Source organism: Pseudomonas sp. AC169 (assembly GCF_979258515.1).
Genome location: NZ_OZ409866.1, coordinates 1,621,305 through 1,643,960, shown reverse-complemented (window position 1 = coordinate 1,643,960; position 22,656 = coordinate 1,621,305). Strand labels below are relative to the sequence as shown.

22 protein-coding genes are annotated in these 22,656 nt (G+C 58.4%); 13 read left to right on the top strand and 9 right to left on the bottom strand.

Translation table 11 applies throughout. From position 1 onward, the window contains the following. The first annotated feature begins 414 nt into the window (after window positions 1-414). Together ettA and gdhA are read left to right on the top strand one after the other, a co-directional pair. Complete coding sequence (gene ettA, locus ACZZ0G_RS07450) at window positions 415-2,079, top strand: energy-dependent translational throttle protein EttA (protein ID WP_463555757.1); 1,665 nt, start codon at window positions 415-417, stop codon at window positions 2,077-2,079. Between the two features lie 350 nt (window positions 2,080-2,429). After that, window positions 2,430-3,767 (top strand): NADP-specific glutamate dehydrogenase, encoded by a 1,338-nt coding sequence (gene gdhA, locus ACZZ0G_RS07445; protein ID WP_463555756.1) that lies wholly within the window; start codon window positions 2,430-2,432, stop codon window positions 3,765-3,767. On the opposite strand, the gene ACZZ0G_RS07440 is transcribed toward gdhA, so the two are convergent. From ACZZ0G_RS07440 to ACZZ0G_RS07425, 4 genes are all read right to left on the bottom strand, one after another. Then, window positions 3,764-4,258, bottom strand: a complete 495-nt coding sequence (locus ACZZ0G_RS07440) for a GreA/GreB family elongation factor (RefSeq protein WP_463555755.1) — start codon at window positions 4,256-4,258, stop codon at window positions 3,764-3,766. The genes gdhA and ACZZ0G_RS07440 overlap by 4 nt on opposite strands. Before the next feature lie 70 nt (window positions 4,259-4,328). Next, window positions 4,329-4,685: a hypothetical protein gene (locus ACZZ0G_RS07435; protein ID WP_463555754.1), complete on the bottom strand. Its 357-nt coding sequence runs from the start codon at window positions 4,683-4,685 to the stop codon at window positions 4,329-4,331. A 155-nt stretch (window positions 4,686-4,840) separates the two neighbouring features. Next, a complete protein-coding gene (locus tag ACZZ0G_RS07430) occupies window positions 4,841-6,694 on the bottom strand; it encodes an Lnb N-terminal periplasmic domain-containing protein (RefSeq protein WP_463555753.1) in 1,854 nt (617 codons plus the stop codon). A 94-nt stretch (window positions 6,695-6,788) separates the two neighbouring features. Beyond that, window positions 6,789-7,277, bottom strand: coding sequence for a DUF3015 domain-containing protein (locus tag ACZZ0G_RS07425; protein WP_007909797.1), 489 nt, complete (start codon window positions 7,275-7,277; stop codon window positions 6,789-6,791). A gap of 277 nt (window positions 7,278-7,554) precedes the next feature. Here ACZZ0G_RS07425 and ACZZ0G_RS07420 point away from each other — a divergent pair, with 277 nt between their 5' ends. Both ACZZ0G_RS07420 and ACZZ0G_RS07415 read left to right on the top strand, forming a co-directional pair. Next, window positions 7,555-9,993 (top strand): Lon protease family protein, encoded by a 2,439-nt coding sequence (locus tag ACZZ0G_RS07420; protein WP_463555752.1) that lies wholly within the window; start codon window positions 7,555-7,557, stop codon window positions 9,991-9,993. A 325-nt stretch (window positions 9,994-10,318) separates the two neighbouring features. After that, complete coding sequence (locus tag ACZZ0G_RS07415) at window positions 10,319-10,639, top strand: PA4575 family protein (protein WP_064118737.1); 321 nt, start codon at window positions 10,319-10,321, stop codon at window positions 10,637-10,639. Here ACZZ0G_RS07415 and ACZZ0G_RS07410 read toward each other — a convergent pair. Beyond that, a complete protein-coding gene (locus ACZZ0G_RS07410) occupies window positions 10,636-12,465 on the bottom strand; it encodes a hypothetical protein (RefSeq protein WP_463555751.1) in 1,830 nt (609 codons plus the stop codon). The genes ACZZ0G_RS07415 and ACZZ0G_RS07410 overlap by 4 nt on opposite strands. A gap of 162 nt (window positions 12,466-12,627) precedes the next feature. On the opposite strand from ACZZ0G_RS07410, the gene ACZZ0G_RS07405 reads away from it, so the two are divergent. From ACZZ0G_RS07405 to ACZZ0G_RS07395, 3 genes are all read left to right on the top strand, one after another. Continuing rightward, entirely contained in the window at window positions 12,628-13,116 is a 489-nt protein-coding gene (locus ACZZ0G_RS07405; RefSeq protein ID WP_007909801.1) for a TIGR00645 family protein, read from the top strand. Between the two features lie 133 nt (window positions 13,117-13,249). Next, window positions 13,250-13,555: a DUF6482 family protein gene (locus ACZZ0G_RS07400; protein ID WP_095121727.1), complete on the top strand. Its 306-nt coding sequence runs from the start codon at window positions 13,250-13,252 to the stop codon at window positions 13,553-13,555. Between the two features lie 122 nt (window positions 13,556-13,677). Continuing rightward, window positions 13,678-14,295: an FKBP-type peptidyl-prolyl cis-trans isomerase gene (locus ACZZ0G_RS07395; RefSeq protein WP_008078561.1), complete on the top strand. Its 618-nt coding sequence runs from the start codon at window positions 13,678-13,680 to the stop codon at window positions 14,293-14,295. Between the two features lie 109 nt (window positions 14,296-14,404). Here the strand turns inward: ACZZ0G_RS07395 and ACZZ0G_RS07390 are convergent, their stop codons facing one another. The 3 genes from ACZZ0G_RS07390 to ACZZ0G_RS07380 form a co-directional block, all read right to left on the bottom strand. Beyond that, the gene (locus ACZZ0G_RS07390; RefSeq protein ID WP_463555750.1) at window positions 14,405-14,662 is read right to left on the bottom strand and encodes a PA4570 family protein; all 258 of its coding nucleotides are present in this window, start codon (window positions 14,660-14,662) and stop codon (window positions 14,405-14,407) included. 206 nt (window positions 14,663-14,868) lie between these two features. Next, the gene (locus ACZZ0G_RS07385) at window positions 14,869-15,210 is read right to left on the bottom strand and encodes a zinc ribbon domain-containing protein YjdM (protein ID WP_158960870.1); all 342 of its coding nucleotides are present in this window, start codon (window positions 15,208-15,210) and stop codon (window positions 14,869-14,871) included. A 146-nt stretch (window positions 15,211-15,356) separates the two neighbouring features. Further along, on the bottom strand, window positions 15,357-16,325 hold the full coding sequence (locus tag ACZZ0G_RS07380) for a polyprenyl synthetase family protein (RefSeq protein ID WP_007909817.1): 969 nt from the start codon (window positions 16,323-16,325) through the stop codon (window positions 15,357-15,359). 239 nt (window positions 16,326-16,564) lie between these two features. Here ACZZ0G_RS07380 and rplU point away from each other — a divergent pair, with 239 nt between their 5' ends. The 5 genes from rplU to ACZZ0G_RS07355 all read left to right on the top strand — a co-directional run bounded on the left by rplU (window position 16,565) and on the right by ACZZ0G_RS07355 (window position 20,308). Then, window positions 16,565-16,879 carry a 50S ribosomal protein L21 gene (gene rplU / locus ACZZ0G_RS07375; RefSeq protein WP_003176051.1) on the top strand — a complete coding sequence of 105 codons (315 nt, stop codon included), beginning with the start codon at window positions 16,565-16,567 and terminating at the stop codon, window positions 16,877-16,879. Between the two features lie 34 nt (window positions 16,880-16,913). Continuing rightward, window positions 16,914-17,171: a 50S ribosomal protein L27 gene (gene rpmA / locus ACZZ0G_RS07370; RefSeq protein ID WP_003176049.1), complete on the top strand. Its 258-nt coding sequence runs from the start codon at window positions 16,914-16,916 to the stop codon at window positions 17,169-17,171. A gap of 193 nt (window positions 17,172-17,364) precedes the next feature. Continuing rightward, complete coding sequence (gene cgtA, locus ACZZ0G_RS07365; protein WP_064392401.1) at window positions 17,365-18,588, top strand: Obg family GTPase CgtA; 1,224 nt, start codon at window positions 17,365-17,367, stop codon at window positions 18,586-18,588. Window positions 18,589-18,711: 123 nt separating this feature from the next. Beyond that, a complete protein-coding gene (gene proB, locus ACZZ0G_RS07360) occupies window positions 18,712-19,830 on the top strand; it encodes a glutamate 5-kinase (RefSeq protein WP_160060141.1) in 1,119 nt (372 codons plus the stop codon). A gap of 10 nt (window positions 19,831-19,840) precedes the next feature. Beyond that, a complete protein-coding gene (locus tag ACZZ0G_RS07355) occupies window positions 19,841-20,308 on the top strand; it encodes a CreA family protein (RefSeq protein ID WP_007909822.1) in 468 nt (155 codons plus the stop codon). 183 nt (window positions 20,309-20,491) lie between these two features. Here ACZZ0G_RS07355 and rpsT read toward each other — a convergent pair whose 3' ends face one another. After that, window positions 20,492-20,764: a 30S ribosomal protein S20 gene (rpsT, locus tag ACZZ0G_RS07350; protein WP_003228351.1), complete on the bottom strand. Its 273-nt coding sequence runs from the start codon at window positions 20,762-20,764 to the stop codon at window positions 20,492-20,494. A gap of 252 nt (window positions 20,765-21,016) precedes the next feature. Here rpsT and murJ point away from each other — a divergent pair, with 252 nt between their 5' ends. After that, window positions 21,017-22,555, top strand: a complete 1,539-nt coding sequence (gene murJ / locus ACZZ0G_RS07345) for a murein biosynthesis integral membrane protein MurJ (RefSeq protein ID WP_463555749.1) — start codon at window positions 21,017-21,019, stop codon at window positions 22,553-22,555. Window positions 22,556-22,656: the final 101 nt, after the last annotated feature.

Below are 22,656 nucleotides of genomic sequence, written 5' to 3'. Positions count from 1 at the left end.
CCTGCGGTCTGGCTGGACTGGCGCGACGTGCACTATAAGCCGGACGCCCAAAGGGCGGCTAGCATGCCTTGAGTTGTGGCGAAGTGCCAGCCCCGCTCGGCTGGACTGCCACCGGTCATTCAGGTAGCTTTGCCGGTTACGCGGGAGCCCAGACACTGTTAAAACTACTGCGCTTGGAAATACTGCGTTGAAAACAGGCTCGGACTGCTCATTTACAACCCGTAAACTCCGCGTCCTCTGTTTTCGCCTTGTCTTTCCTTTGCTCGTTACGTTTTAACAGTGTCTGGTCCAGCTCCTAGACTCAGACTTTTTCAGCGCGCACGCATTGATAACCATCAAGTGAACGACGCGCATGGTCTGGCCGGGCATCGCCCGCGCTGCAATCATTCATCTGTCACTGACCCAAGGTTCTCCATGGCTCAATACGTCTTCACCATGCATCGGCTGGGCAAAGTTGTTCCGCCGAAGCGGGAAATCCTCAAAAACATTTCGCTGTCGTTCTTCCCCGGCGCCAAGATCGGCGTGCTCGGCCTCAACGGTTCGGGTAAGTCCACGCTGCTGAAAATCATGGCTGGCGTCGATACCGAGTTCGAGGGCGAAGCCCGTCCGATGCCGGACCTGAACATCGGTTATCTGCCGCAAGAGCCGCAACTTGACCCAACCAAGACCGTGCGTGAAGTGGTCGAGGAAGCGGTCAGCGTGATCAAGGATGCGCAAGCGCGTCTGGACGAGGTCTACGCCGCTTACGCTGACCCGGATGCGGACTTCGACAAACTGGCCGCCGAACAAGCCAAACTCGAAGCGATCCTGCAGGCCAGCGACGGTCATAACCTTGAGCGCCAACTGGAAGTCGCCGCCGATGCGCTGCGTCTGCCGGCCTGGGACGCCAAAGTAGAACACCTGTCCGGTGGTGAAAAGCGTCGTGTGGCCCTGTGCCGTCTGCTGCTGTCCGCCCCGGACATGCTGCTGCTCGACGAACCGACCAACCACTTGGACGCCGATTCCGTGGCGTGGCTGGAGCACTTCCTGCACGACTTCCCGGGCACCGTGGTTGCGATCACGCACGACCGGTACTTCCTCGACAACGTCGCCGGCTGGATTCTCGAACTCGACCGTGGCGCGGGTATTCCGTACGAAGGCAACTACTCGGGTTGGCTCGAAGCCAAATCCGATCGTCTGGCCGCTGAATCCAAGCAGCAGTCGGCTCACGAAAAAGCCATGAAGGAAGAACTGGAGTGGGTGCGCAAAGGCGCGAAAGCCCGCCAGTCGAAATCCAAGGCACGTCTGCAACGCTTCGAAGAAATGCAATCGCAGGAATTCCAGAAGCGCAGCGAAACCAACGAGATCTACATCCCGGCCGGTCCGCGCCTGGGCGACAAGGTCATCGAGTTCAAGAACGTCAGCAAGGGCTACGGCGATCGCGTGCTGATCGACAACCTGTCGTTCTCGATGCCGAAGGGTGCCATTGTTGGCGTGATCGGCGGTAACGGTGCCGGTAAGTCGACCCTGTTCCGCATGCTGATGGGCAAGGAAACACCGGATTCGGGCAGCATCGAAGTCGGCGAAACCGTGCAACTGGCCTGCGTCGATCAGAGCCGCGATGACCTGGATGGCAGCAAGACTGTGTTCCAGCAGATTTCCGACGGTTCCGACCAGATCCGCATCGGCAGCTACGAGATTCCGTCGCGTACTTATGTCGGTCGCTTCAACTTCAAGGGCGGCGACCAGCAGAAGTTCGTCAAGGACTTGTCCGGTGGTGAGCGCGGTCGTCTGCACCTGGCGCTGACCCTGAAGGAGGGCGGTAACGTCTTGCTGCTCGACGAACCGTCCAACGACCTCGACGTTGAAACCCTGCGTTCCCTGGAAGAAGCCCTGCTGGACTTCCCGGGCGCTGCGATTGTGATCTCTCACGATCGGTGGTTCCTTGACCGCGTGGCGACGCACATCCTGGCGTACGAAGACGATTCGCAAGCGATCTTCTTCGAAGGTAACTACACCGAGTACGAAGCCGATCGCAAAAAGCGTCTTGGCGAAGCGGCTGCCCAGCCACACCGGGTACGTCACAAGAAACTGGCCTGATATCGGGTTGGTTGCATGAAAAAGCGGAGCCTTCGGGCTCCGTTTTTTTTGCCTGTTTTTTTTCAGGTCGACCGAGTCGGGCCCTTCGCGAGCAAGCTCGCTCCCACAGGGGAACGCATTTCAAATGTGGGAGCGAGCTTGCTCGCGAAGGCGGTGTAACTATTGGTGCATAAATCAAATCTTTAATTACCATTCAGGTGCAAAACATCTCTGGAAATCCATCGAATTTATATCCTGTGCACCATTTAATTTCATAACTGCGACATTTTGCTCTGTTCCAGTGCGCGATCCGTTTGTTACAGTCCGGCCCAATCTCCTCCAGCGACAATAAATTTGCCGAGACTTTTGCCATGATCGAATCCGTCGAATCCTTCCTTGCCCGCCTGAAAAAACGCGACCCGGATCAACCCGAATTTCACCAGGCCGTCGAAGAAGTGTTGCGCAGCCTGTGGCCATTCCTCGAAGCCAATCCGCATTACCTGACCTCGGGGATTCTGGAGCGCATCTGCGAGCCGGAGCGTGCCGTCGTGTTTCGCGTGTCGTGGGTCGACGATCAGGGCAAGGTGCAGGTCAATCGCGGTTTCCGCATCCAGATGAACAGCGCCATCGGACCGTACAAGGGCGGTTTGCGCTTTCATCCTTCGGTGAACATGGGCGTGCTGAAATTCCTCGCCTTCGAGCAGACCTTCAAAAACTCCCTGACCTCGCTGCCCATGGGCGGCGGCAAGGGTGGCTCGGACTTCGATCCGAAGGGCAAGAGTGACGCTGAAGTCATGCGTTTCTGCCAGGCATTCATGAGCGAGTTGTATCGTCACATCGGTGCCGATGTTGACGTACCGGCCGGTGATATCGGCGTTGGCGCGCGCGAGATCGGTTTCCTCTTCGGCCAGTACAAACGCCTGAGCAATCAGTTCACCAGCGTCCTCACCGGCAAAGGCATGACCTACGGCGGCAGCCTGATTCGTCCGGAAGCCACCGGTTTCGGCTGCGTGTATTTCGCCGAAGAAATGCTCAAGCGTCGCGGGCAGACCGTGGAAGGCAAGCGCGTGGCAATCTCCGGTTCCGGCAACGTCGCGCAATATGCCGCGCGCAAAGTCATGGATCTGGGCGGCAAAGTGATTTCGCTGTCCGACTCCGAGGGCACGCTGTATTGCGAGGCCGGGTTGAGCGAAGAGCAATGGCTGGCGCTGCTGGAGTTGAAAAACGTCAAACGCGGGCGCATCAGCGAGTTGGCCGCAGCCTTCGGTCTGGAGTTCCGCGCCGGTCAACTGCCGTGGTCGTTGCCGTGCGACATCGCGCTGCCGTGCGCCACGCAGAACGAACTCGACGCCGAAGCCGCACACGCGCTGTTGCGCAATGGCTGCGTATGCGTGGCCGAAGGCGCGAACATGCCGACCACGCTGGAGGCTGTGGATATCTTTATCGAGGCCGGCATTCTGTTTGCCCCGGGCAAGGCGTCCAACGCCGGCGGGGTCGCGGTCAGCGGTCTGGAGATGTCGCAGAACGCCATGCGCCTGCTGTGGACGGCGGGCGAAGTGGATAGCAAGTTGCACGCGATCATGCAGTCGATCCACCACGCTTGCGTGCATTACGGCGAAGAGAACGGCCGGATCAACTACGTCAAAGGGGCGAACATCGCCGGCTTCGTCAAGGTCGCCGACGCGATGTTGGCGCAGGGTGTGGTTTAAGCCGGTTCGATGCGGATCACTTCAATCATTTGATCACCGGCGGGGCGCTGCCACAGCACCTCGTCGTTGAGTCGGGCACCCAGTAGGGCGCGGCCCAGCGGTGAACCCCAATTGATCAGGCCTTTGCTGGCATCGGCCTGATCTTCGCCGACCAGTTGCACCCGGCGTTCGGTGTCGTGCTCATCGGCGTAGGTCACCCAACTGCCGATCTGCACTTTGTCTCTGGACGTTGCCGCGACGGCGACTTGCGCGCTGCTCAGGCGTTGATTGAAATAACGCAGATCCCGTTGCAGATCCGCCAGACGTTGCTTGTCAGCCTGCTCGCCTTTGGCCGTTTGTTCGGCATGCAGACTTTGCAGTTCGGCGACTTTTGCCTGCAACTGCGCCAGGCCTTGCGGCGTGACGTAATTGGGTTGATCGCTGACCTGCCGTTCGACCGGTTGATCGGCTAGTGCGGCGGCGTTGTCTTCGTTGACGAAAGCACGGCTCATGGAATCCTCCTCGTATGAGGTTTGGGCCATGCTCGCAGGCATTTGGTTTCACTGGATGTCTGGGAGCGACCTAGGGCGAGCGATAGGCCCGCCCGGCGTCCTGATCTTTCTGTTGCTGCCAGGCGCGCTCGCGTTCGTCCCAGTGCTCGTTGCGGTACTGCTCGCGACCCTTGTTTTCCAGCATTGCCTGACACTGGCGGAAGCCGTCGGTCCAGCCTTCGGCGTATTGCTTGTCCTTGAGATAGCGCGGCACGTTCTTGCGAAACTCGCCGCTGATCGAGCCGGCCGCCTGGCGACCGCTGACACAACCATCATCGAAACCGTCGGCGAAGGCCGGTGGGTAACCTTTGGCGATCAGATCTTCGTGGGTCGACTGGCAACCGCCCAACAACAGCAAAACACCCAACAATCCCGCACACCGCCACATTGCACTCTCCTGAGCCGGTACTCCGGCTTATATGGAGAGTCTAGAAGGGGATTCATTAGTGGGGTGTGAAAGAAAGATCAAAAGATCGCAGCCTGCGGCAGCTCCTACAGGTGAAGTACATTCCAAATGTAGGAGCTGCCGAAGGCTGCGATCTTTTAATAGTGATACCACTTCACTTCAAGCATGACCTCGGTTTCCGGCGTGGCCAGGTGGCTGAATTCACGCTGCGCACTCAGCCGCAAACCGAGGTTGCGCGACAACTCCCACTGCTGATTCAAACTCAGGCTGCGGCGCACTTCGCCATTGAAGAAGTAATCGCCCTTGGCTTCCAGACTGAGATTACCCAGCGGGTTTTTCCACAACACGCCGGTATTGAAACCACCGGCCGGGGACACGAACTCGGCGAAATCATTGTTGTGTTCAACGCGCACGGTGCCGAGGGCAAAACCCAGCACATCGTCGCCCAGCGCCCACGTGCCGCCACCGCCACCGTTGACGTGGCTGACCAGCGTTTCGTCATCATGCTTGCCCGGTACACGTTCAAGGCCACCGGTAACTTGCCACGACAGCGGTTGCAATAACTCATTGCGCGGCGTCAGCGAGCGAATCGTCGCCAGATCCAGTTGCTGGAACTGCCAGTGATTGCCTTCGTACTGGCGCAACTTCATCTGCAGAATCTCGATCTGCGCGCCAAGCGGGAAGCTTTCGGTGTTGTCGTTGAGGTCGTGATAGGCCATGCGCAAACCGTACTCACCGAACGCACGATCACCGCGCGTGCCGAGACCGGCCTGCCAGGTGCGCGATTCGTGGCCGTCTTCAGGCAGTCCCGGTTGCGGAATGTCCAGTTCGGGCGCGGGGTTCTTGTTGATCGCCCGCAGCAGTTCGAAACTGCGCTGCGCTCGTTGCGGATCCCGCTCCTGACCGTTGGCGCGGTAGCGCTCCAGACGATACGCCGCATCAATGATTAGCGCCTGACGGTCACGGGGCAGGGCTTTGAAGGTCGGCTCTTGCAACACCTGTTGATCGGCGCTGACCTTCAGCACCCAATCCTGTTCATCACTGGTCAAAGGCTCGGCACGGCTGAGCAATTCACGTTCACGGGAAGGGCGGTATTCAATGCTTTCCACCAGCCCGGCTTCTTTCACCGCTTTGACGGTGTCCGTAGGAATCGCGGTCAGCGGGAATTGTTCGGTCAGACGCAGGCTCGGGCGTGCGACTTGCAGCAGTTCCAGTAAACGATACGAGCAGTTTTCATCGAAGAAGAAATAGTCGAACTGAATCTGCTTCAACTCCCACACATGTTCGACCATGCGCGCGGTTTCTTCCTGGCTCAGATTGAGTCGGTATTCCCACAGGTCGCGGTTTTCCAGGCTGCGGTATTCCGAGAGTTTTTCCTGATACGGCACCAGTGCGAACAGCCCCGGATAGCCGCCCATCAAGCCTTTCCAGGCGTAAAGAATGCTGTTGTCCGAGCCTTCGATGTAGGCGCCGAAGTTGATCGCGTAACTGAGCAGCGAGGTCTTGTCGGCCTGCACATCGGCCTGATCGATGCGCAGCAGAGTGTGGCCGAACATTGATGACGGACTGTTCAAATACGCCGCCGGGAAGATCATCACTGCGCTGTGCGGCGAGACATCCTTGAACCACTTCTTGTACTCGGCGCACTCGGGCGTCGGTAGGTCGGTCAGGTTCAGTTGCGCCTTCAGCCAGCGAGTACGCGCCGGGTAAACGCATTGCGCATGTTGCTCGCCGAGACTGGCCGGGGCGTACAGCGCTTGCACGGTCGCCGCCAGTTCGTGATCGGGATGTTCGTTGCCATCAGGCGCGAGAAAGAATTTCTTGTCGCTGACATAGCTGCGCCAGCCGCCGAGCTTGGCGGTTTCGTAATGACCGAGGGAAATCCAGAAGCGGTCGTTGGCCAGTTGCTGCAAACGTTGAGGGTCGATGTGGGGCGCGGCGGACAGCGGGGCGCAGACACAGAGCGCCAGCCAGGCAAGGCGTTTGAGCATAGTCGGCAACTTGAACAGGAAAGAAATAAAGACCCAAGGAGGGCGGGCCGAAAAAACAAAACCCGCTTCCCGAAGGAAGCGGGTGGGGTCGAGCTTAAGCCTGAGTTGCGTACTTGGCCAGACGAGGATCCGATTTCAGTACGGCCAGGGTGTTGGTATGCACGTCTTCAGCGGTCACGTCAGCCTTGCTGAAGATCTGCTGGAAGTGCTCGTGAGTCACAGCAGCGAAGTGCGCACGGTCTTCCGGCGCCACGCCCAGTACCACGGCATAAGTCGTCAGCGCTTCGCCGTTGCCTTTGGCCATGTCTTCGGACAGCTCGTTCATCATGCCATTCATGGCAAACCAGGATTTGCCGCCGTAGGTCAGCGACGCGTTGGTCGAGCAACCGTTGGTGCCGGAAGTCATACCAAATGTGGCGTTACCGGAAGTGCCGTTGGTGGTGGAAGCGAGGAAGTGAGCAGGGGTGCCACGCTGACCTTCGAACAGCATGTTGCCCCAACCGCAATCCGGGCCGCCTGGAGCTTGCGCCATTGCGTTGATGGATACAGCGGTGAAGAGAGTACCGAGAAGAATCCGTTTCATAGCTTTTTTCTCTTTGTGTGCATACCAATGGACAGGGTTCTGACACCTGACGGTGCCAGTGGGCCAGTATTAGTTCCAGCCGCGCAGTTTGGAGTTTAGGCACGTTCCCGGGGTTCCGTGAGTTTTTACAAAAGATTTGGCGATAACCCCGATTTCACGGGTGCTGGGGCAGGGGCGGCCGGTTGTCTATGCTTTGTCATGTGGCGCGCCTTGCCAGTGGGGCACGGGCAGCGCCAGAATGCCGCTATCTGCCCCGCCTGATTGTTAAGGAAGCCCGATGCCTGATCCTGTTGCTGCCAGCTTGCGTCTCGCGCCCGAAGCGCTGACCCGTCCGTTTTCCGCTGAACAGTTCAGCTTCACTACCACCAATGATCTGGAGCCCTTTCGCGGTGTGCTCGGCCAGGAACGCGCGGTCGAAGCCTTGCAGTTCGGTGTGGCCATGCCACGCCCCGGTTACAACGTATTCGTCATGGGCGAGCCCGGCACCGGCCGTTTCTCGTTCGTCAAACGCTACCTGAAGGCCGAAGGCAAACGCCTGCAGACCCCGGCGGACTGGGTCTACGTCAACAATTTCGATGAACCGCGCGAGCCGCGTGCTCTGGAATTGCCTTCGGGCACTGCCGGCGCGTTTATCGGCGACATCAACGGCTTGATCGACAACCTGCTGGCGACGTTTCCGGCGGTGTTCGAGCACCCGTCCTACCAGCAAAAGAAAAGCGCCATCGACCGCGCCTTCAACCAGCGCTACGACAAGGCCCTCGACATCATCGAGCGCCTGGCCCTGGAAAAAGACGTCGCCCTGTACCGCGACAGCAGCAACATCGCCTTCACGCCGATGCTCGACGGCAAAGCACTGGACGAAGCCGAATTCGCCCAGTTGCCAGAGGTTGATCGTGAGCGTTTTCACGATGACATTTCCGGCCTCGAAGAGCGCCTGAACGAAGAACTTGCCAGCCTTCCGCAGTGGAAGCGTGAGTCGAACAATCAACTGCGCTCGCTCAACGAAGAAACCATTACCCTGGCCTTGCAGCCGCTGCTCTCGCCGCTGTCCGAGAAGTACGCGGAGAACGCAGCGGTCTGCGGTTATCTGCAAGCCATGCAGGTCTACTTGCTGAAAACCGTGGTCGAGCAACTGGTCGACGACAGCAAGACGGACGCCGTTGCGCGCAAGCTGCTGGAAGAGCAATACGCTCCGAGTCTGGTGGTCGGCCATCCGCTGAGCGGCGGTGCACCGGTGGTGTTCGAGCCGCACCCGACTTACGAAAACCTGTTCGGTCGTATCGAATACACCACCGATCAGGGCGCGCTTTACACCACTTATCGCCAGTTGCGTCCGGGTGCCTTGCACCGCGCCAACGGCGGTTTCCTGATTCTTGAAGCGGAAAAAATGCTCAGCGAGCCGTTTGTGTGGGATGCGCTGAAACGCGCCCTGCAATCGCGCAAACTGAAAATGGAATCGCCGCTGGGCGAGATGGGTCGTTTCGCCACGGTGACGCTCAACCCGCAGCACATTCCGTTGCAGGTCAAAGTCATCATCATCGGTGCGCGGTCGCTCTATTACACGCTGCAAGACCTCGATCCGGACTTCCAGGAGATGTTCCGCGTTCTGGTCGACTTCGATGAAGACATCCCGATGGTCGACGAGAGCCTGGAGCAGTTCGCCCAGTTGCTGAAAACCCGCACATCGGAAGAAGGCATGGCGCCGCTGACCGCCGATGCGGTGGCGCGTCTGGCGACTTACAGCGCGCGGCTGGCCGAGCATCAGGGGCGATTGTCGGCGCGTATCGGTGATCTGTTTCAACTGGTCAGCGAAGCGGATTTCATCCGTCACCTGGCCGGCGATGAGATGACCGATGCCGGGCATATCGAACGCGCTCTGAAAGCCAAAGCCACGCGTACTGGTCGCGTGTCGGCGCGGATTCTCGACGACATGCTCGCCGGGATCATCCTCATCGACACCGATGGCGCAGCAGTCGGCAAGTGCAACGGGCTGACCGTGCTCGAAGTCGGCGACTCGGCGTTCGGTGTGCCGGCGCGGATTTCCGCCACGGTCTATCCGGGTGGCAGCGGCATCGTCGACATCGAGCGTGAGGTCAATCTTGGTCAGCCGATCCACTCCAAAGGCGTGATGATCCTCACCGGGTATCTGGGCAGCCGTTACGCCCAGGAATTCCCGCTGGCGATTTCCGCGAGCATCGCACTGGAGCAATCCTACGGTTACGTCGATGGCGACAGTGCGTCGCTGGGCGAGGCGTGCACGCTGATTTCGGCGCTGTCGAAGACGCCGCTCAAGCAGTGCTTTGCGATCACCGGCTCGATCAACCAGTTCGGCGAAGTGCAAGCGGTCGGCGGGGTCAACGAGAAGATCGAAGGCTTCTTCCGTCTCTGCGAAGCACGCGGGCTGACGGGCGAGCAGGGCGCGATCATTCCGCAGGCCAACGTCGCCACGCTGATGCTCGATGAGAAAGTGCTGGCGGCGGTGCGTGCCGGGCAGTTCCACGTTTACGCGGTGCGTCAGGCCGACGAGGCGTTGAGCTTGCTGGTTGGTGAGCCTGCCGGTGAGCCGAATGCCGATGGCGAATTCCCGGAAGGCAGCATCAATGCGCGGGTGGTGGAGCGCTTGCGCGACATCGCCGAGATGATCAGCGAAGAAGACCTCAAGGAAGCCGAGAAAGAGTTGGCCCAGGAAGCTTTGGCCGAAGCCAAACCGGCTTAACAGGCTTGCAATAAACCCTGTGGGAGCGAGCTTGCTCGCGAAAGCGGTGTATCAGTCGACGAATCAGTTGCCTGACACTCCGCATTCGCGAGCAAGCTCGCTCCCACAGTTGTTTTTGCATATTGGTTTTTGCACTGATCTTCCGGAAATTCGCCGCAACTCTGGCGTCAATATTCACACAATGACCATTCGGCGCCTTCTGGTTCCATTCGGCTTGCGCGGCAGACTTTTCTTCTATTCTCAGCTCAAGGATATCGACAGTATCACTGGATCGAGCCAGTCCTCCCGTGAGGGCTGAATACCGGCTTCACCGAGGGTCGCCGCCATGTCGCGCAACCTCTGCCTCACCCGTCAATGCCTGGGTCTTGTGACCCGTATCGAATGCGCCATCAAGCCGTTGGCCGGCGATAACGGCATGTGGACGCTGCTCTTCGCCGCCGGCATGGCCGGCGAACAACCTTCCGCCATCAAAGCCCAGGGCCCGTTTCATGGGCCGGTCGCCGCCGAATCGATACTCGACACCATCGTCGAAAGTCTGACCCTGCATGGCTACGAACTGGCCGACGATCCGCAGATCTGGAGCCTTCACCTGCAAGCCCAGCTGCGGCAGATCAACGGTGGACGTGGCCGCAGTCTTAACAGTTAGGGCGCCGCATCAGGCACTTGCGCCTTATCAAGCTTGACCTCAAAGCCGTATTGCACAGTGGCGAGGTCGGTGCGCTGATAGGCTTCCACGTGGGTCGGACGGCCATAGAAGTAATGCACGCCAAACAGCGCCGGGCCTTCTGCGCTCGCATCGTGGCTGACCGAGAGAATCTGCTTGAGGTAGTTGCCACTGTCGTCTTTGACGAAGAAACGCCACTCGCTGGGCGGGAACAGTTTCAGATCCACCACCAATTGGTTGTTCTTGATCTCCAGGCCTTTGGGTAACGATTTGGCGTCGTATGCCTGTTTGGCCACCGTGGCGAGAAACAGCGGCATTGAGCCGACAGCAATCGCCGGAGTTTCCGGGAACAGGTTCAGGTCGTAGGTGATCGTCGCGCGCAGCGGATCGACTTGATAGGCCTCGGGCGGCAGTTCGATCGGTTCATCGAGCTTGCCACCGCGCTTCTCGGTGAAGAACGTCACAGGACTGACGCCCGGATTGAAGTCATCGCCCAGCAATTCGTCATTGAACGTACGACGATGGGAAAACTCGATGCGGGCCGCGCTTGGCTCCTCTACGGATTGATGAATGCGGATGCCAGCCTTCAATTGTTCTTCGGTGAGGCTCGCACCCTTGAGCCAGTTGACTGCCAGATCGTCGTAAACCGTCACCGACGGATCCAGTGGCTGGATGGTTTTCTCCGTGGTGTGCTGATTGAACGTGCGAATCGGCAGGTCCAGCGGTTTGCGGGTCACGGTCGCCGAGGAGAAGTCGAGCACACTGATTTCCAGGGTTTCGATCGGGCCATTGAAATAGACTTTGTTGTAGCGACGCGGGTGTTTCTGCTCGAAATCCTGCTGTTCCTGGGTGAGCTGTTTTTCCAGCGTATCGCTCCAGCCTTTCTGCTTTTGCAGGTACGCCAGTTGTTTCTCGTAGAAGGACACTTGCTCCGGACTCTCGTTGATCGAACCGGCGCGTACCAGATACTGCCCGGTTTTATCGCGAGCCTGGACGATCAGCGGGTTGAGCTGGGCCTCTGCGACTTCCGCCGCCAGCGGCAGGTTGTTGCTGAACTCGACTTCGGCGTAGTTCTGTTCAAGCTTCAGCAATTTGACGCTGAGATTGTCATTACTGCGGGTCTGGCTGACGTCTTTTTGCGTCAGGTCGAAGCTGTACAAACGGCGCGGCGCGATGACTTCGATCTGGCCTTGCAGGCTGACCGGTTGCGGCAGGGACTTCTTGTCCACGTCCAGTCCGTCAATGAACGGGTAGGTCACGGTCAGGTCATCGGGATTGGTGACATTGGAGCTGGACGGACTGAGCTGAATGCCCGGATCGGTTTCCGACCATTCCGGCTGATAAGCGATCACGCGTTTGTTGCTCAACGTCACCGACTGCCATTCCACGCCATGGGGAAACAGGAAACCGCCGGGAGTGTTCAGGTTGAAGGGGAACACCGGTTGCAGATCGGTGAGGTAATCGGAGCTGGCGTCCTTGTGCAGTACGAACAGGCCGTTGATGAAGGTGTCGACCAGCGTCTGTGGGGCAGGGTAGTGCTTGAGCGCAGCGAGGGCGTCTTCGCTGTATTCGGTGTGCGGAGGATTGTCGGCGAGTTTGAGCTGCGCCCGTTCGAGCAGCAGCAGTGAGCCGCCGAGTTCGGTGATGGCGTCCTTGAGTTTCGAATCGGTGATGGCGTCCAGCGACTGTTCGAACTTTGCGGTCTTTTCTTCAAGGCTGGCGGCGTGCTTCTCGTCGCCGGGCGAGCAGCCGCTGAGCAACACGGCAAGGCATATTCCGGCAGTCGTTATTGGTAATCGCACATCCATTTCCACGCGTCCTGTCTACAGTCACTGGGCTGTCAATGGTTTGGACACTAGCAGAAAAAAAATCACTCACACACGCAGGTGGCGGATTTTCCGGCGGTTTCTGGCTGTCATAGCGGGCTGTTATACTCGCCGCCATTTCCAGCCCCCCATGTGTGAGATTCAATGGAACGCTTTATCGAAAATGCAATGTACGCCTCGCGCTGGCTGCTGGCGCCGATCTATATCGGGCTGTCCCTCGGGCTGCTGGCGCTGGCACTGAAATTTTTCCAGGAGGTTTTCCACATCCTGCCCAATGTGTTCTCGATGGCCGAGTCGGAACTGATTCTGGTGCTGCTGTCGCTGATCGACATGGCGCTGGTCGGAGGCCTGCTAGTGATGGTGATGATTTCCGGTTACGAGAACTTCGTCTCTGAACTGAACATCGATGAAGGCAAGGAAAAACTCAGCTGGCTCGGCACCATGGACTCTTCGTCGCTGAAGATGAAAGTGGCGGCTTCGATCGTGGCGATCTCCTCGATCCACTTGCTGCGCATCTTCATGGACGCCAAGAACGTCGATCCCGAGCACTTGATGTGGTACGTGATCATCCATATGACCTTCGTGGTCTCGGCGTTCGCCATGGGTTACCTGGATAAGGTCACCAAACACTGATCAACTTTGATCAATGCAAAACACCGCCCGTCTGTTGCGAAACAGACGGGCGGTGTCGTTTGTGGCTTGTGCTTTGGTGCGCGCGGGCATATCCCTGTAGAGGTCCTGATTCGCCACTGCGTGAGGTGCGTTCATGAACCTGCAAGAGCTGAATGCGTTTGCCATCGCCAGGAAGGTCGATGAGTTGAATCTGATCTCAATGGAAGGCGGGATTTACCTGCTCGAAGCACGCATGCATGGCGCGGCGTATCCCTTGAGTGATCTCAAAGGCAACATGCTGACGCTGCGTTCAGTGGAGCATGCGCGGGATTTGCTGCATGCCTTTCCGGTGCTGCCCTTTAACCTCGTACACACCTCGGTACACGATGAAATGTGTGGCCTGGGCCCCAGCGGCGAGGAAAGCCTGAAGGTGCCGCTTGCCTGGCGTTCAGCCCTGTAGGCGCTGCGTCCCATCGCCGGAACATCTGTGCTAGTCTGCTCGCCCTTTTGGTTCCGGGCGCGCCGGGACGCGCTGTGCACGCACGGCGAGTCTTGTGGCCGTCCGCACAGCGGAGCAGTGTCATGTCCGAAGTAAATCTGTCCACCGACGAAACCCGCGTCAGCTACGGCATCGGCCGTCAGCTGGGTGACCAGCTGCGCGACAACCCGCCACCGGGCGTTAGCCTGGACGCGATCCTGGCTGGTCTGACCGACGCGTTCGCCGGTAAGGAAAGCCGTGTTGGCCAGGAAGAAATGTCCGCCAGCTTCAAGGTTATCCGCGAGATCATGCAAGCCGAAGCGGCTGCCAAAGCTGAAGCTGCTGCTGGCGAAGGCCTGGCCTTCCTGGCTGAAAACGCCAAGCGTGACGGCATCACCACTCTGGCTTCCGGCCTGCAATTCGAAGTGCTGACTCAGGGCGAAGGCGCCAAGCCGACCCGTGAAGACCAGGTGCGTACTCACTACCACGGCACCCTGATCGACGGCACTGTGTTCGACAGCTCCTACGAGCGCGGCCAGCCTGCAGAATTCCCGGTTGGCGGCGTGATCGCTGGTTGGACCGAAGCCCTGCAACTGATGAATGCCGGTAGCAAATGGCGCCTGTACGTGCCGAGCGAACTGGCTTACGGCGCTCAAGGCGTTGGTAGCATCCCACCGCACAGCGTTCTGGTATTCGACGTCGAGCTGCTGGACGTTCTGTAAGACCTTTGTGGGAGCGAGCTTGCTCGCGAATGCAGGCGACTGAATCTAACTGAGATTCGAGTTGAAGCCTTCGCGAGCAGGCTCGCTCCCACAGGTTTTGTATTGCTGCTCATAGTTCGATCTTGTGATGCAGGTCTTGGGTCGGGCGCAATGCCCGGGCATAGCAGAACAGGAACAGATTGCGCACCAGTTCCTTGAGCACCAGCGGCTCGCTGGAATTGAGGCTGCTGACGTCCAGATCCCCTTGGTCTTGCAGCTCATGCAGGGCTTCTTCTTCAAGCACCGCACAGACTTCGCCGGTTTCCCGATGGAGGATTCTGAGGTAAGGGTGTGGGCGGTCCAGCCAGGCGTCGATCAGATAAGTCATGGTTCTCATCTCCTTGAAAAGGTTTCAATGAGAATAATTCTTATTCGTCAAATAGCAAGCGTCTATTGGCGGATTCTGAATTTTCCCGGGTAAAGATTGCGTAAGGTCAAAACGGCTGGCGTTTGGCTATTGCGCGGTTTTGCTGGATCGGAGCAGGGAGGGCGAAGCTCCATCCCACGGCAGGCGCGGGATGGATGACAGCGGAATCAGACCTTTCTGACGAACTCGGATTTGAGCTTCATCGGGCCGATGCCGTCGATCTTGCAGTCGATGTCGTGGTCGCCATCGCACAGGCGGATGTTCTTGACCTTGGTGCCGACCTTGACCACCAGCGAGGTGCCCTTGACCTTGAGGTCCTTGATCACGGTGATGGTGTCGCCGTCCTGCAGGACGTTGCCGACCGAATCTTTCTTCACGGTATCATCGGACGCCACTTCGGCTTCGCCGCTGGCGGACCACTCGTGGGCGCACTCCGGGCACACCAGTTGGGTGCCGTCTTCGTAGGTGTATTCGGAATTGCATTTCGGGCAGGGTGGCAACGTGCTCACTAAGGCTCCTTGGGGTGTGGATCGCTAAAAGTCGCACATTGTATAGGGTTTTAGCTATTCAGGCAGTCAAAAGCAAAAATCGCAGCCCCGACAACCCCTGTAGGAGCTGCCGAAGGCTGCGATCTTTTGATCTTGCTACAGCGATATCAGTGCGTGCGCGCGACCGCAAACTCACTCAGTTCAACCAGCGCATCGCGGTATTCGCTGGCTGGCAGCGCCTCAAGGCACTTGATCGCACGGGCCACGTAATCACGGGCCAATTGCGCGGTGTACTCCAGCGAGCCGGACGCTTCCACAGCAATGCGGATGCTTTCCAGGTCTTCGATCCCGCCTTTCTGAATCGCCTGACGCACCAGTGCGGCCTGTTCCGGCGTGCCTTCGCGCATGGTGTAGATCAGCGGCAGGGTCGGCTTGCCTTCAGCCAGATCGTCACCGACGTTCTTGCCCAGAGTCTCAGCGTCGCCCTTGTAGTCGAGCAGGTCGTCGACCAACTGGAACGCTACACCCAGGTGATCACCGAAGGTACGCAGGGCTTCGCTCTGTTCGGCGGTAGCACCGGCCAGTGCGGCGGCACTGTGGGTCGAGGCTTCAAAGAGCATCGCGGTCTTGCCGCGGATGACTTCCATGTAGGTTTCTTCAGTGGTGCTGGCGTCGCGCACTTTGGACAACTGCAGCACTTCGCCTTCGGCGATGATGCGCGTCGCCTGGGACAGAATCTTCATTACCGGCATCGAGCCCAGTTCGACCATCATTTCGAACGAGCGCGAATACAGGAAGTCGCCGACCAGCACGCTTGGGGCGTTGCCCCACATGGCGTTGGCGGTCGAGCGGCCACGGCGCATGCCGGACATGTCGACCACGTCGTCATGCAGCAGAGTGGCGGTGTGCAGGAATTCGATGGTGGCGGCCAACAGGCGCATGTCGTCGCCTTCGCGACCCAGGGCCTTGCCACACAGCAACACTAATAAAGGACGCAGACGTTTGCCGCCGGCCGAGGTAATGTAATCGCCGATTTTCGATACCAGCGGTACTCGGGAAGTCAGCTGCTTCTTGATGATGCCGTCGACGGCGCTAAAATCGTCCGCCACCGCGCGGTAGAAAGCTTGGGGTTGCATCAGCGAGAGTCGCTCCAGAAGGGTTGCGCGGCATGCTAGGACCCCCGTCCAGACCTGTCAAGGCGCGATGGACGGCTACTTGCAAGCCTGCCGCGCCTTGCGTACAATCGCGCACCCTGAACTTCCTGGGCAGCACCTGCCTTACGCAATTGCAACGGGCCTTCCAGCCTAATGCAGCCATGCCAGCCAATACCTCTTCTTATAAAGAGCTGGGTGAGCAGGATTATCGGAGAAATACCATGTCTTATGCAGTAATCGTTACTGGCGGCAAGCAGTACAAAGTCGCCCCAGGTGAATACCTGAAGATCGAAAAACTGGAAATCGCTACCGGCGAATCCGTTACCTTTGATCGCGTTCTGTTGGTTGCCAATGGCGACGACGTGAATATCGGCGCTCCAGTTGTTGCTGGCGCTACCGTTGTGGCTGAAGTGATCTCCCAAGGTCGTCACGATAAAGTCCGCATCATCAAGTTCCGTCGCCGTAAGCACCACATGAAGCGTATGGGCCACCGCCAGTGGTACACCGAGATCAAAATCACCGGTATTCAGGCTTAATTTCAGCCTAATTCCTCACTAGGAGAATTGACTCATGGCACACAAAAAAGCTGGTGGTAGTACCCGTAACGGTCGCGACTCAGAAGCCAAACGCCTTGGCGTTAAGATGTATGGCGGCCAGAAAATCATTCCGGGCAACATCATCGTGCGTCAGCGCGGCACCCAATTCCACGCTGGCTACGGCGTTGGCATGGGTAAGGATCACACCCTCTTCGCGAAAATCGAAGGCGTGATCAAGTTTGAAGTAAAAGGCGCGTTCAACCGCCGTTACGTGAGCGTTGTCGCCGCTTAATTGCGCGATCGCTGGAAGAGCCCTGTCTTGCGACGGGGCTTTTTCGTTTGTGGGGTGAGTCTCTTGCAAAACTGTTTGTATGGGCTGTCGGCGTGCGATGCAGGTCGTGTTTTGGGGTCGCTGCGCTCATTTTTGCAAGAGTCTTATGTCTTGATTGTTTTTCGGCTCGTCCGTATGGCGAGAGGCGTTGGTTATGAAGTTTGTTGATGAAGTATCGATTCGCGTAAAGGCTGGTGACGGCGGCAATGGCGCCATGAGTTTCCGTCGGGAAAAATTCATCGAAAACGGTGGCCCGAACGGCGGTGATGGCGGTGACGGCGGTTCCATCTACATGATGGCTGACGAAAACCTCAACACCTTGGTCGACTACCGTTACACCCGGCACTTCGATGCCGAGCGTGGCTCCAATGGTGGCAGCACCGATTGCACCGGTAAAAAAGGTGAAGACCTGATCCTGCGCGTGCCGGTCGGCACCACGGTGATCGACTCTGCTACCCAGGAAGTGATTGGCGACCTGACCAAGGCTGGCCAGAAACTGATGGTAGTGCAGGGCGGCTGGCACGGTCTGGGCAACACCCGTTTCAAATCCAGTACCAACCGTGCGCCGCGCCAGACCACTCCGGGCAAGCCGGGCGAGCAGCGCGACCTGAAACTGGAAATGAAAGTACTGGCTGACGTCGGTCTGCTGGGCTTGCCGAACGCCGGTAAAAGTACCTTTATCCGTTCGGTGTCGGCCGCCAAGCCGAAAGTTGCTGACTACCCGTTCACCACGCTGGTGCCGAACCTCGGCGTGGTCAGCGTTGACCGCTGGAAGAGCTTCGTCGTTGCGGATATCCCGGGTCTGATCGAAGGTGCTTCCGACGGTGCTGGTCTGGGCATTCGCTTCCTCAAGCACTTGGCGCGTACGCGTCTGCTGCTGCACCTCGTCGACATGGCGCCGCTGGATGATTCCAGCGCACCGGATGCCGCTGAAGTGATCGTTAACGAGCTGATCAAGTTCAGCCCGTCCCTGGCGGAGCGTGATCGCTGGCTGGTACTGAACAAGTGCGATCAGATCCTCGAAGAGGATCACGAAGAGCGCGTCAAGGAAATCGTTGATCGTCTCGAGTGGACCGGTCCGGTCTACGTGATCTCGGCCATCGCCAAGATTGGTACCGAGCGTCTGTGCCACGACATCATGCGTTACATGGAAGATCGTGCTGATCGCCTTGCTGCCGATCCGGCTTACAAGGAAGAGCTGGCCGATCTCGATCAGCGCATCGAAGACGAAGCCCGTGCGCAACTGCAGGCGCTGGATGACAAGCGTGCCCTGCGTCGCAGCGGCGTGAAGTCGGTTCATGACATCGGCGACGATGATTGGGACGAAGAAGATGTGGATGACGAAGACGGTCCGGAAATCATTTACGTGCGTGACTGATTCGTTGCAGTAAACTTAAGCGCCGCTCAATCGAGCGGCGTTTTAGTATCTGGAAATCGCAAGTCACAAATAACGTCATGGGCGGCGCTGGGTCGCGCTGCCCTCAAGCTAAGGTTGAAGATGATGCGGAGCAAGGTGACAGGTGCGCAGCGTTGGGTCGTGAAGATCGGCAGCGCTTTGCTGACAGCTGATGGCAAAGGGCTGGATCGCGCGGCAATGAGTGTCTGGGTCGAGCAGATGGTGGCCTTGCATGAGGCTGGCGTCGAGTTGGTGCTGGTGTCCTCCGGGGCGGTGGCGGCCGGCATGAGTCGTTTGGGCTGGACCGCACGACCCAGTGCGATGCATGAGCTCCAGGCGGCGGCAGCGATTGGCCAAATGGGTCTGGTGCAGGCGTGGGAATCGAGCTTCGCCGAGCATGGCCGGCACACTGCACAGATTCTCCTGACTCACGACGACCTGTCCGATCGCAAGCGCTACCTCAATGCCCGCAGCACCCTGCGCGCACTGGTCGAGCTGAAAGTCATTCCGGTGATCAACGAAAACGACACCGTGGTCACCGACGAAATCCGTTTCGGCGACAACGACACGCTCGCGGCGCTGGTGGCCAACCTGGTCGAAGCTGATCTGTTGGTGATTCTCACTGATCGCGACGGCATGTTCGATGCCGATCCGCGTAATAACCCCGATGCGCAGATGATTTACGAAGCGCGTGCCGATGATCCGAGTCTTGATGCGGTAGCTGGCGGCACGGGCGGTGCGCTGGGTCGTGGCGGTATGCAAACCAAATTGCGAGCGGCGCGTTTGGCGGCGCGTTCCGGTGCGCACACCATTATTGTCGGTGGGCGTCTTGAGCGCGTGCTCGATCGTCTGAAGGCGGGCGAGCGCATCGGCACGTTGCTGTCGCCTGAGCGCGGCATGCTCGCGGCGCGCAAGCAGTGGCTGGCTGGGCATCTGCAAACTCGCGGTACGCTGGTGCTGGATGATGGTGCGGTGTCGGCGCTGTCAAAGGGCAACAAAAGTCTGCTGCCGGTCGGTGTCAAATTGGTGCAGGGCAGTTTCCGTCGCGGCGAAATGGTGGTCTGCGTGGCGCCGGACGGTCGTGAGATCGCCCGAGGCCTGGCCAACTACAGTGCGCTGGAAGCGCAAAAAATCATCGGTCAGTCGTCGGATGCGATTGTCGGTTTGCTCGGTTACATGGCTGAGCCTGAGCTGGTTCACCGTGACAACCTGATTCTGGTTTAAGGAAAATTCGATGCGTTTAGCGAAAGGATTGTTGGGCTTGCTGATGGCGATGCCATTGCTGGCCTCGGCCGAGGAAATCGGCCAGGTGTCGACAGTGTTCAAATTCGTCGGCCCGAACGACCGCATTGTGGTCGAGGCTTTCGATGATCCCAAAGTCGAAGGGGTTACCTGCTACCTGTCGCGCGCCAAGACTGGCGGTGTGAAGGGTGGTTTGGGTCTGGCTGAAGATCGCGCAGAAGCATCGATCGCCTGCCGTCAGGTCGGCCCGATCAAGTTCAAGGGTGATCTGAAGGATGGCGATGAGGTCTTCAAGGAGCGCACTTCGCTGGTATTCAAAACCATGCAGGTGGTGCGTTTCCTCGACAAGAAGCGCAATACGCTGGTGTATCTGGTCTACAGCGATCGCTTGATCGAAGGCAGTCCGCAGAATGCGGTGACCGCGATCCCGATCCTGCCGTGGGTGCCCGTCCAGCAATAACACCGCAGATACAAATGTGGGAGCGAGCCTGCTCGCGAAGAGGTCGTGTCAGTCGATAGAGCTATCAACTGGCAGATCGCATTCGCGAGCAGGCTCACTCCCACATTTTTTTTGCGCTGGATTTACCAAATCACAGGCAATAAAAAACCGACCCTGAGGTCGGTTTTTTAATGACTACGTCGATTAAGCAGCTTCTTTCAGCGCTTTGACGTGGCCATTCAGACGGCTCTTATGACGAGCAGCCTTGTTCTTGTGGATGATGCCTTTATCGGCCATACGGTCGATAACTGGCACAGCCAGAACGTATGCAGCTTGAGCTTTTTCAGCGTCTTTTGCGTCGATGGCTTTAACTACATTCTTGATGTAGGTGCGAACCATGGAACGCAGGCTGGCGTTGTGGCTGCGACGCTTCTCAGCCTGTTTTGCACGTTTTTTGGCGGAAGGTGAGTTGGCCACCGTCGAGCTCCTCGAAAGACTTTTTAGGAAATAGCAAACAAAATAGGCCGCGAATCATGCCGATGAAGAGAAGTCTTGTCAAGGGCACTTGAAACGTTCCGCTAAGTGGTAGGTATAAAGAGGCGGGATATTTATTTCCGGCGCTTGACCTGTAAACTCGCGAGCTTTGGCTCTGTGCTGCTGCGGCGCGGAGTATCGCATAAGTAGGCGCTTAATTCGCCTGCTGTTTATCGACAGGCACAAATTCCCTCAATGAATCTGCTCAAATCGTTGGCCGCCGTCAGCTCTATCACGATGCTTTCCCGGATTTTGGGGTTTGTCCGTGACACACTGATTGCTCGCACATTCGGCGCCGGGATGGCGACGGACGCCTTCTTTATTGCCTTCAAACTGCCCAATCTGCTGCGGCGGATCTTCGCCGAGGGCGCTTTCTCGCAGGCATTCGTGCCGATTCTGGCCGAATACAAAAGCCAGCAGGGCGAAGAGGCGACGCGCACGTTCATTGCCTACGTATCGGGCTTGCTGACGTTGGTGCTGGCGGTTGTCACTGCGCTGGGCATGATCGCCGCCCCCTGGGTGATCTGGGCCACGGCCCCGGGTTTTACCGATACGCCGGAAAAATTCCAGCTTACCTCCGATCTGCTGCGGGTGACGTTCCCCTATATATTGCTGATCTCCCTGTCATCGCTGGCCGGGGCAATCCTCAATACCTGGAACCGCTTCTCGGTGCCGGCCTTTGTGCCGACCCTGCTTAACGTCAGCATGATCGTGTTTTCACTTTTCCTCACGCCGTACTTCGATCCACCGGTCATGGCCCTCGGCTGGGCGGTACTGGTCGGCGGCCTGGCGCAGTTGCTCTATCAACTGCCGCACCTGAAAAAGATAGGCATGCTGGTGCTGCCGCGCCTCAACCTGCGCGATACCGGCGTCTGGCGCGTGATGAAGCAGATGCTGCCGGCGATTCTCGGCGTCTCGGTCAGCCAGATTTCGCTGATCATCAACACCATCTTCGCCTCGTTTCTGGTCGCGGGTTCGGTGTCGTGGATGTACTACGCCGACCGTTTGATGGAGTTGCCATCCGGTGTGCTCGGCGTGGCGCTGGGCACGATTTTGCTGCCGACATTGGCGAAAACCTATGCAAGCAAGGATCGCCACGAATACTCGCGGATTCTCGATTGGGGCCTGCGTCTGTGCTTTGTGCTGGTGCTGCCCTGTGCGCTGGCGCTGGGGATTCTCGCCGAGCCGCTAACCGTTTCGCTATTCCAGTACGGCCAGTTCAGCGGTTTCGACGCCGAAATGACCCAGCGCGCACTGATTGCCTATTCTGTCGGTCTGCTCGGGATTATCGTGATCAAAGTGCTCGCACCGGGCTTTTATGCGCAACAGAACATTCGTACGCCGGTAAAGATCGCAATCTTCACCCTGGTCTGCACTCAGTTGTTCAACCTGGTATTGATCGGTCCGTTGGCCCACGCCGGGCTGGCGCTGGCGATCAGTGCCGGCGCGTGCCTCAATGCCGGTTTACTGTTCTATCAGTTGCGTAAGCAGCAGATGTATCAGCCGCAGCCGGGCTGGGCCAAGTTCGGGTTCAAACTGGTGATCGCGGTGGCGGTGATGTCGGCAGTGCTGCTGCTCGGCATGCATTTCATGCCCGCATGGGATCAGGGGCACATGCTTGAGCGCTTCCTGCGTCTGGGCGCCTTGGTCGCGGCGGGCGTGGTGTCCTATTTCGGCATGTTGCTGCTGCTGGGTTTCCGCCTGCGCGATTTCAATCGCAAGGCCTTGAGCTGAGGTTTTACCCTTTATAAACAGGCGCGGGCCGGCAGTTTTGTCGGCTCGTTCACTTTGCGTTACGGTGTTGCCTGTCGTCGGCCGTCGGGTGTGGTTATAAT

Coding starts and splice junctions, on each gene's coding strand:
- cgtA (WP_064392401.1), top strand. CDS start 17,365: ATGAAGTTTGTTGATGAAGTATCGATTCGCGTAAAGGCTGGTGACGGC.
- ettA (WP_463555757.1), top strand. CDS start 415: ATGGCTCAATACGTCTTCACCATGCATCGGCTGGGCAAAGTTGTTCCG.
- rpmA (WP_003176049.1), top strand. CDS start 16,914: ATGGCACACAAAAAAGCTGGTGGTAGTACCCGTAACGGTCGCGACTCA.
- murJ (WP_463555749.1), top strand. CDS start 21,017: ATGAATCTGCTCAAATCGTTGGCCGCCGTCAGCTCTATCACGATGCTT.
- ACZZ0G_RS07390 (WP_463555750.1), bottom strand. CDS start 14,662: ATGACTTATCTGATCGACGCCTGGCTGGACCGCCCACACCCTTACCTC.
- ACZZ0G_RS07410 (WP_463555751.1), bottom strand. CDS start 12,465: ATGGATGTGCGATTACCAATAACGACTGCCGGAATATGCCTTGCCGTG.
- ACZZ0G_RS07400 (WP_095121727.1), top strand. CDS start 13,250: ATGAACCTGCAAGAGCTGAATGCGTTTGCCATCGCCAGGAAGGTCGAT.
- ACZZ0G_RS07430 (WP_463555753.1), bottom strand. CDS start 6,694: ATGCTCAAACGCCTTGCCTGGCTGGCGCTCTGTGTCTGCGCCCCGCTG.
- ACZZ0G_RS07435 (WP_463555754.1), bottom strand. CDS start 4,685: ATGTGGCGGTGTGCGGGATTGTTGGGTGTTTTGCTGTTGTTGGGCGGT.
- rplU (WP_003176051.1), top strand. CDS start 16,565: ATGTCTTATGCAGTAATCGTTACTGGCGGCAAGCAGTACAAAGTCGCC.
- gdhA (WP_463555756.1), top strand. CDS start 2,430: ATGATCGAATCCGTCGAATCCTTCCTTGCCCGCCTGAAAAAACGCGAC.
- ACZZ0G_RS07415 (WP_064118737.1), top strand. CDS start 10,319: ATGTCGCGCAACCTCTGCCTCACCCGTCAATGCCTGGGTCTTGTGACC.
- ACZZ0G_RS07395 (WP_008078561.1), top strand. CDS start 13,678: ATGTCCGAAGTAAATCTGTCCACCGACGAAACCCGCGTCAGCTACGGC.
- ACZZ0G_RS07420 (WP_463555752.1), top strand. CDS start 7,555: ATGCCTGATCCTGTTGCTGCCAGCTTGCGTCTCGCGCCCGAAGCGCTG.
- ACZZ0G_RS07425 (WP_007909797.1), bottom strand. CDS start 7,277: ATGAAACGGATTCTTCTCGGTACTCTCTTCACCGCTGTATCCATCAAC.
- ACZZ0G_RS07405 (WP_007909801.1), top strand. CDS start 12,628: ATGGAACGCTTTATCGAAAATGCAATGTACGCCTCGCGCTGGCTGCTG.
- proB (WP_160060141.1), top strand. CDS start 18,712: ATGCGGAGCAAGGTGACAGGTGCGCAGCGTTGGGTCGTGAAGATCGGC.
- ACZZ0G_RS07440 (WP_463555755.1), bottom strand. CDS start 4,258: ATGAGCCGTGCTTTCGTCAACGAAGACAACGCCGCCGCACTAGCCGAT.
- ACZZ0G_RS07380 (WP_007909817.1), bottom strand. CDS start 16,325: ATGCAACCCCAAGCTTTCTACCGCGCGGTGGCGGACGATTTTAGCGCC.
- ACZZ0G_RS07355 (WP_007909822.1), top strand. CDS start 19,841: ATGCGTTTAGCGAAAGGATTGTTGGGCTTGCTGATGGCGATGCCATTG.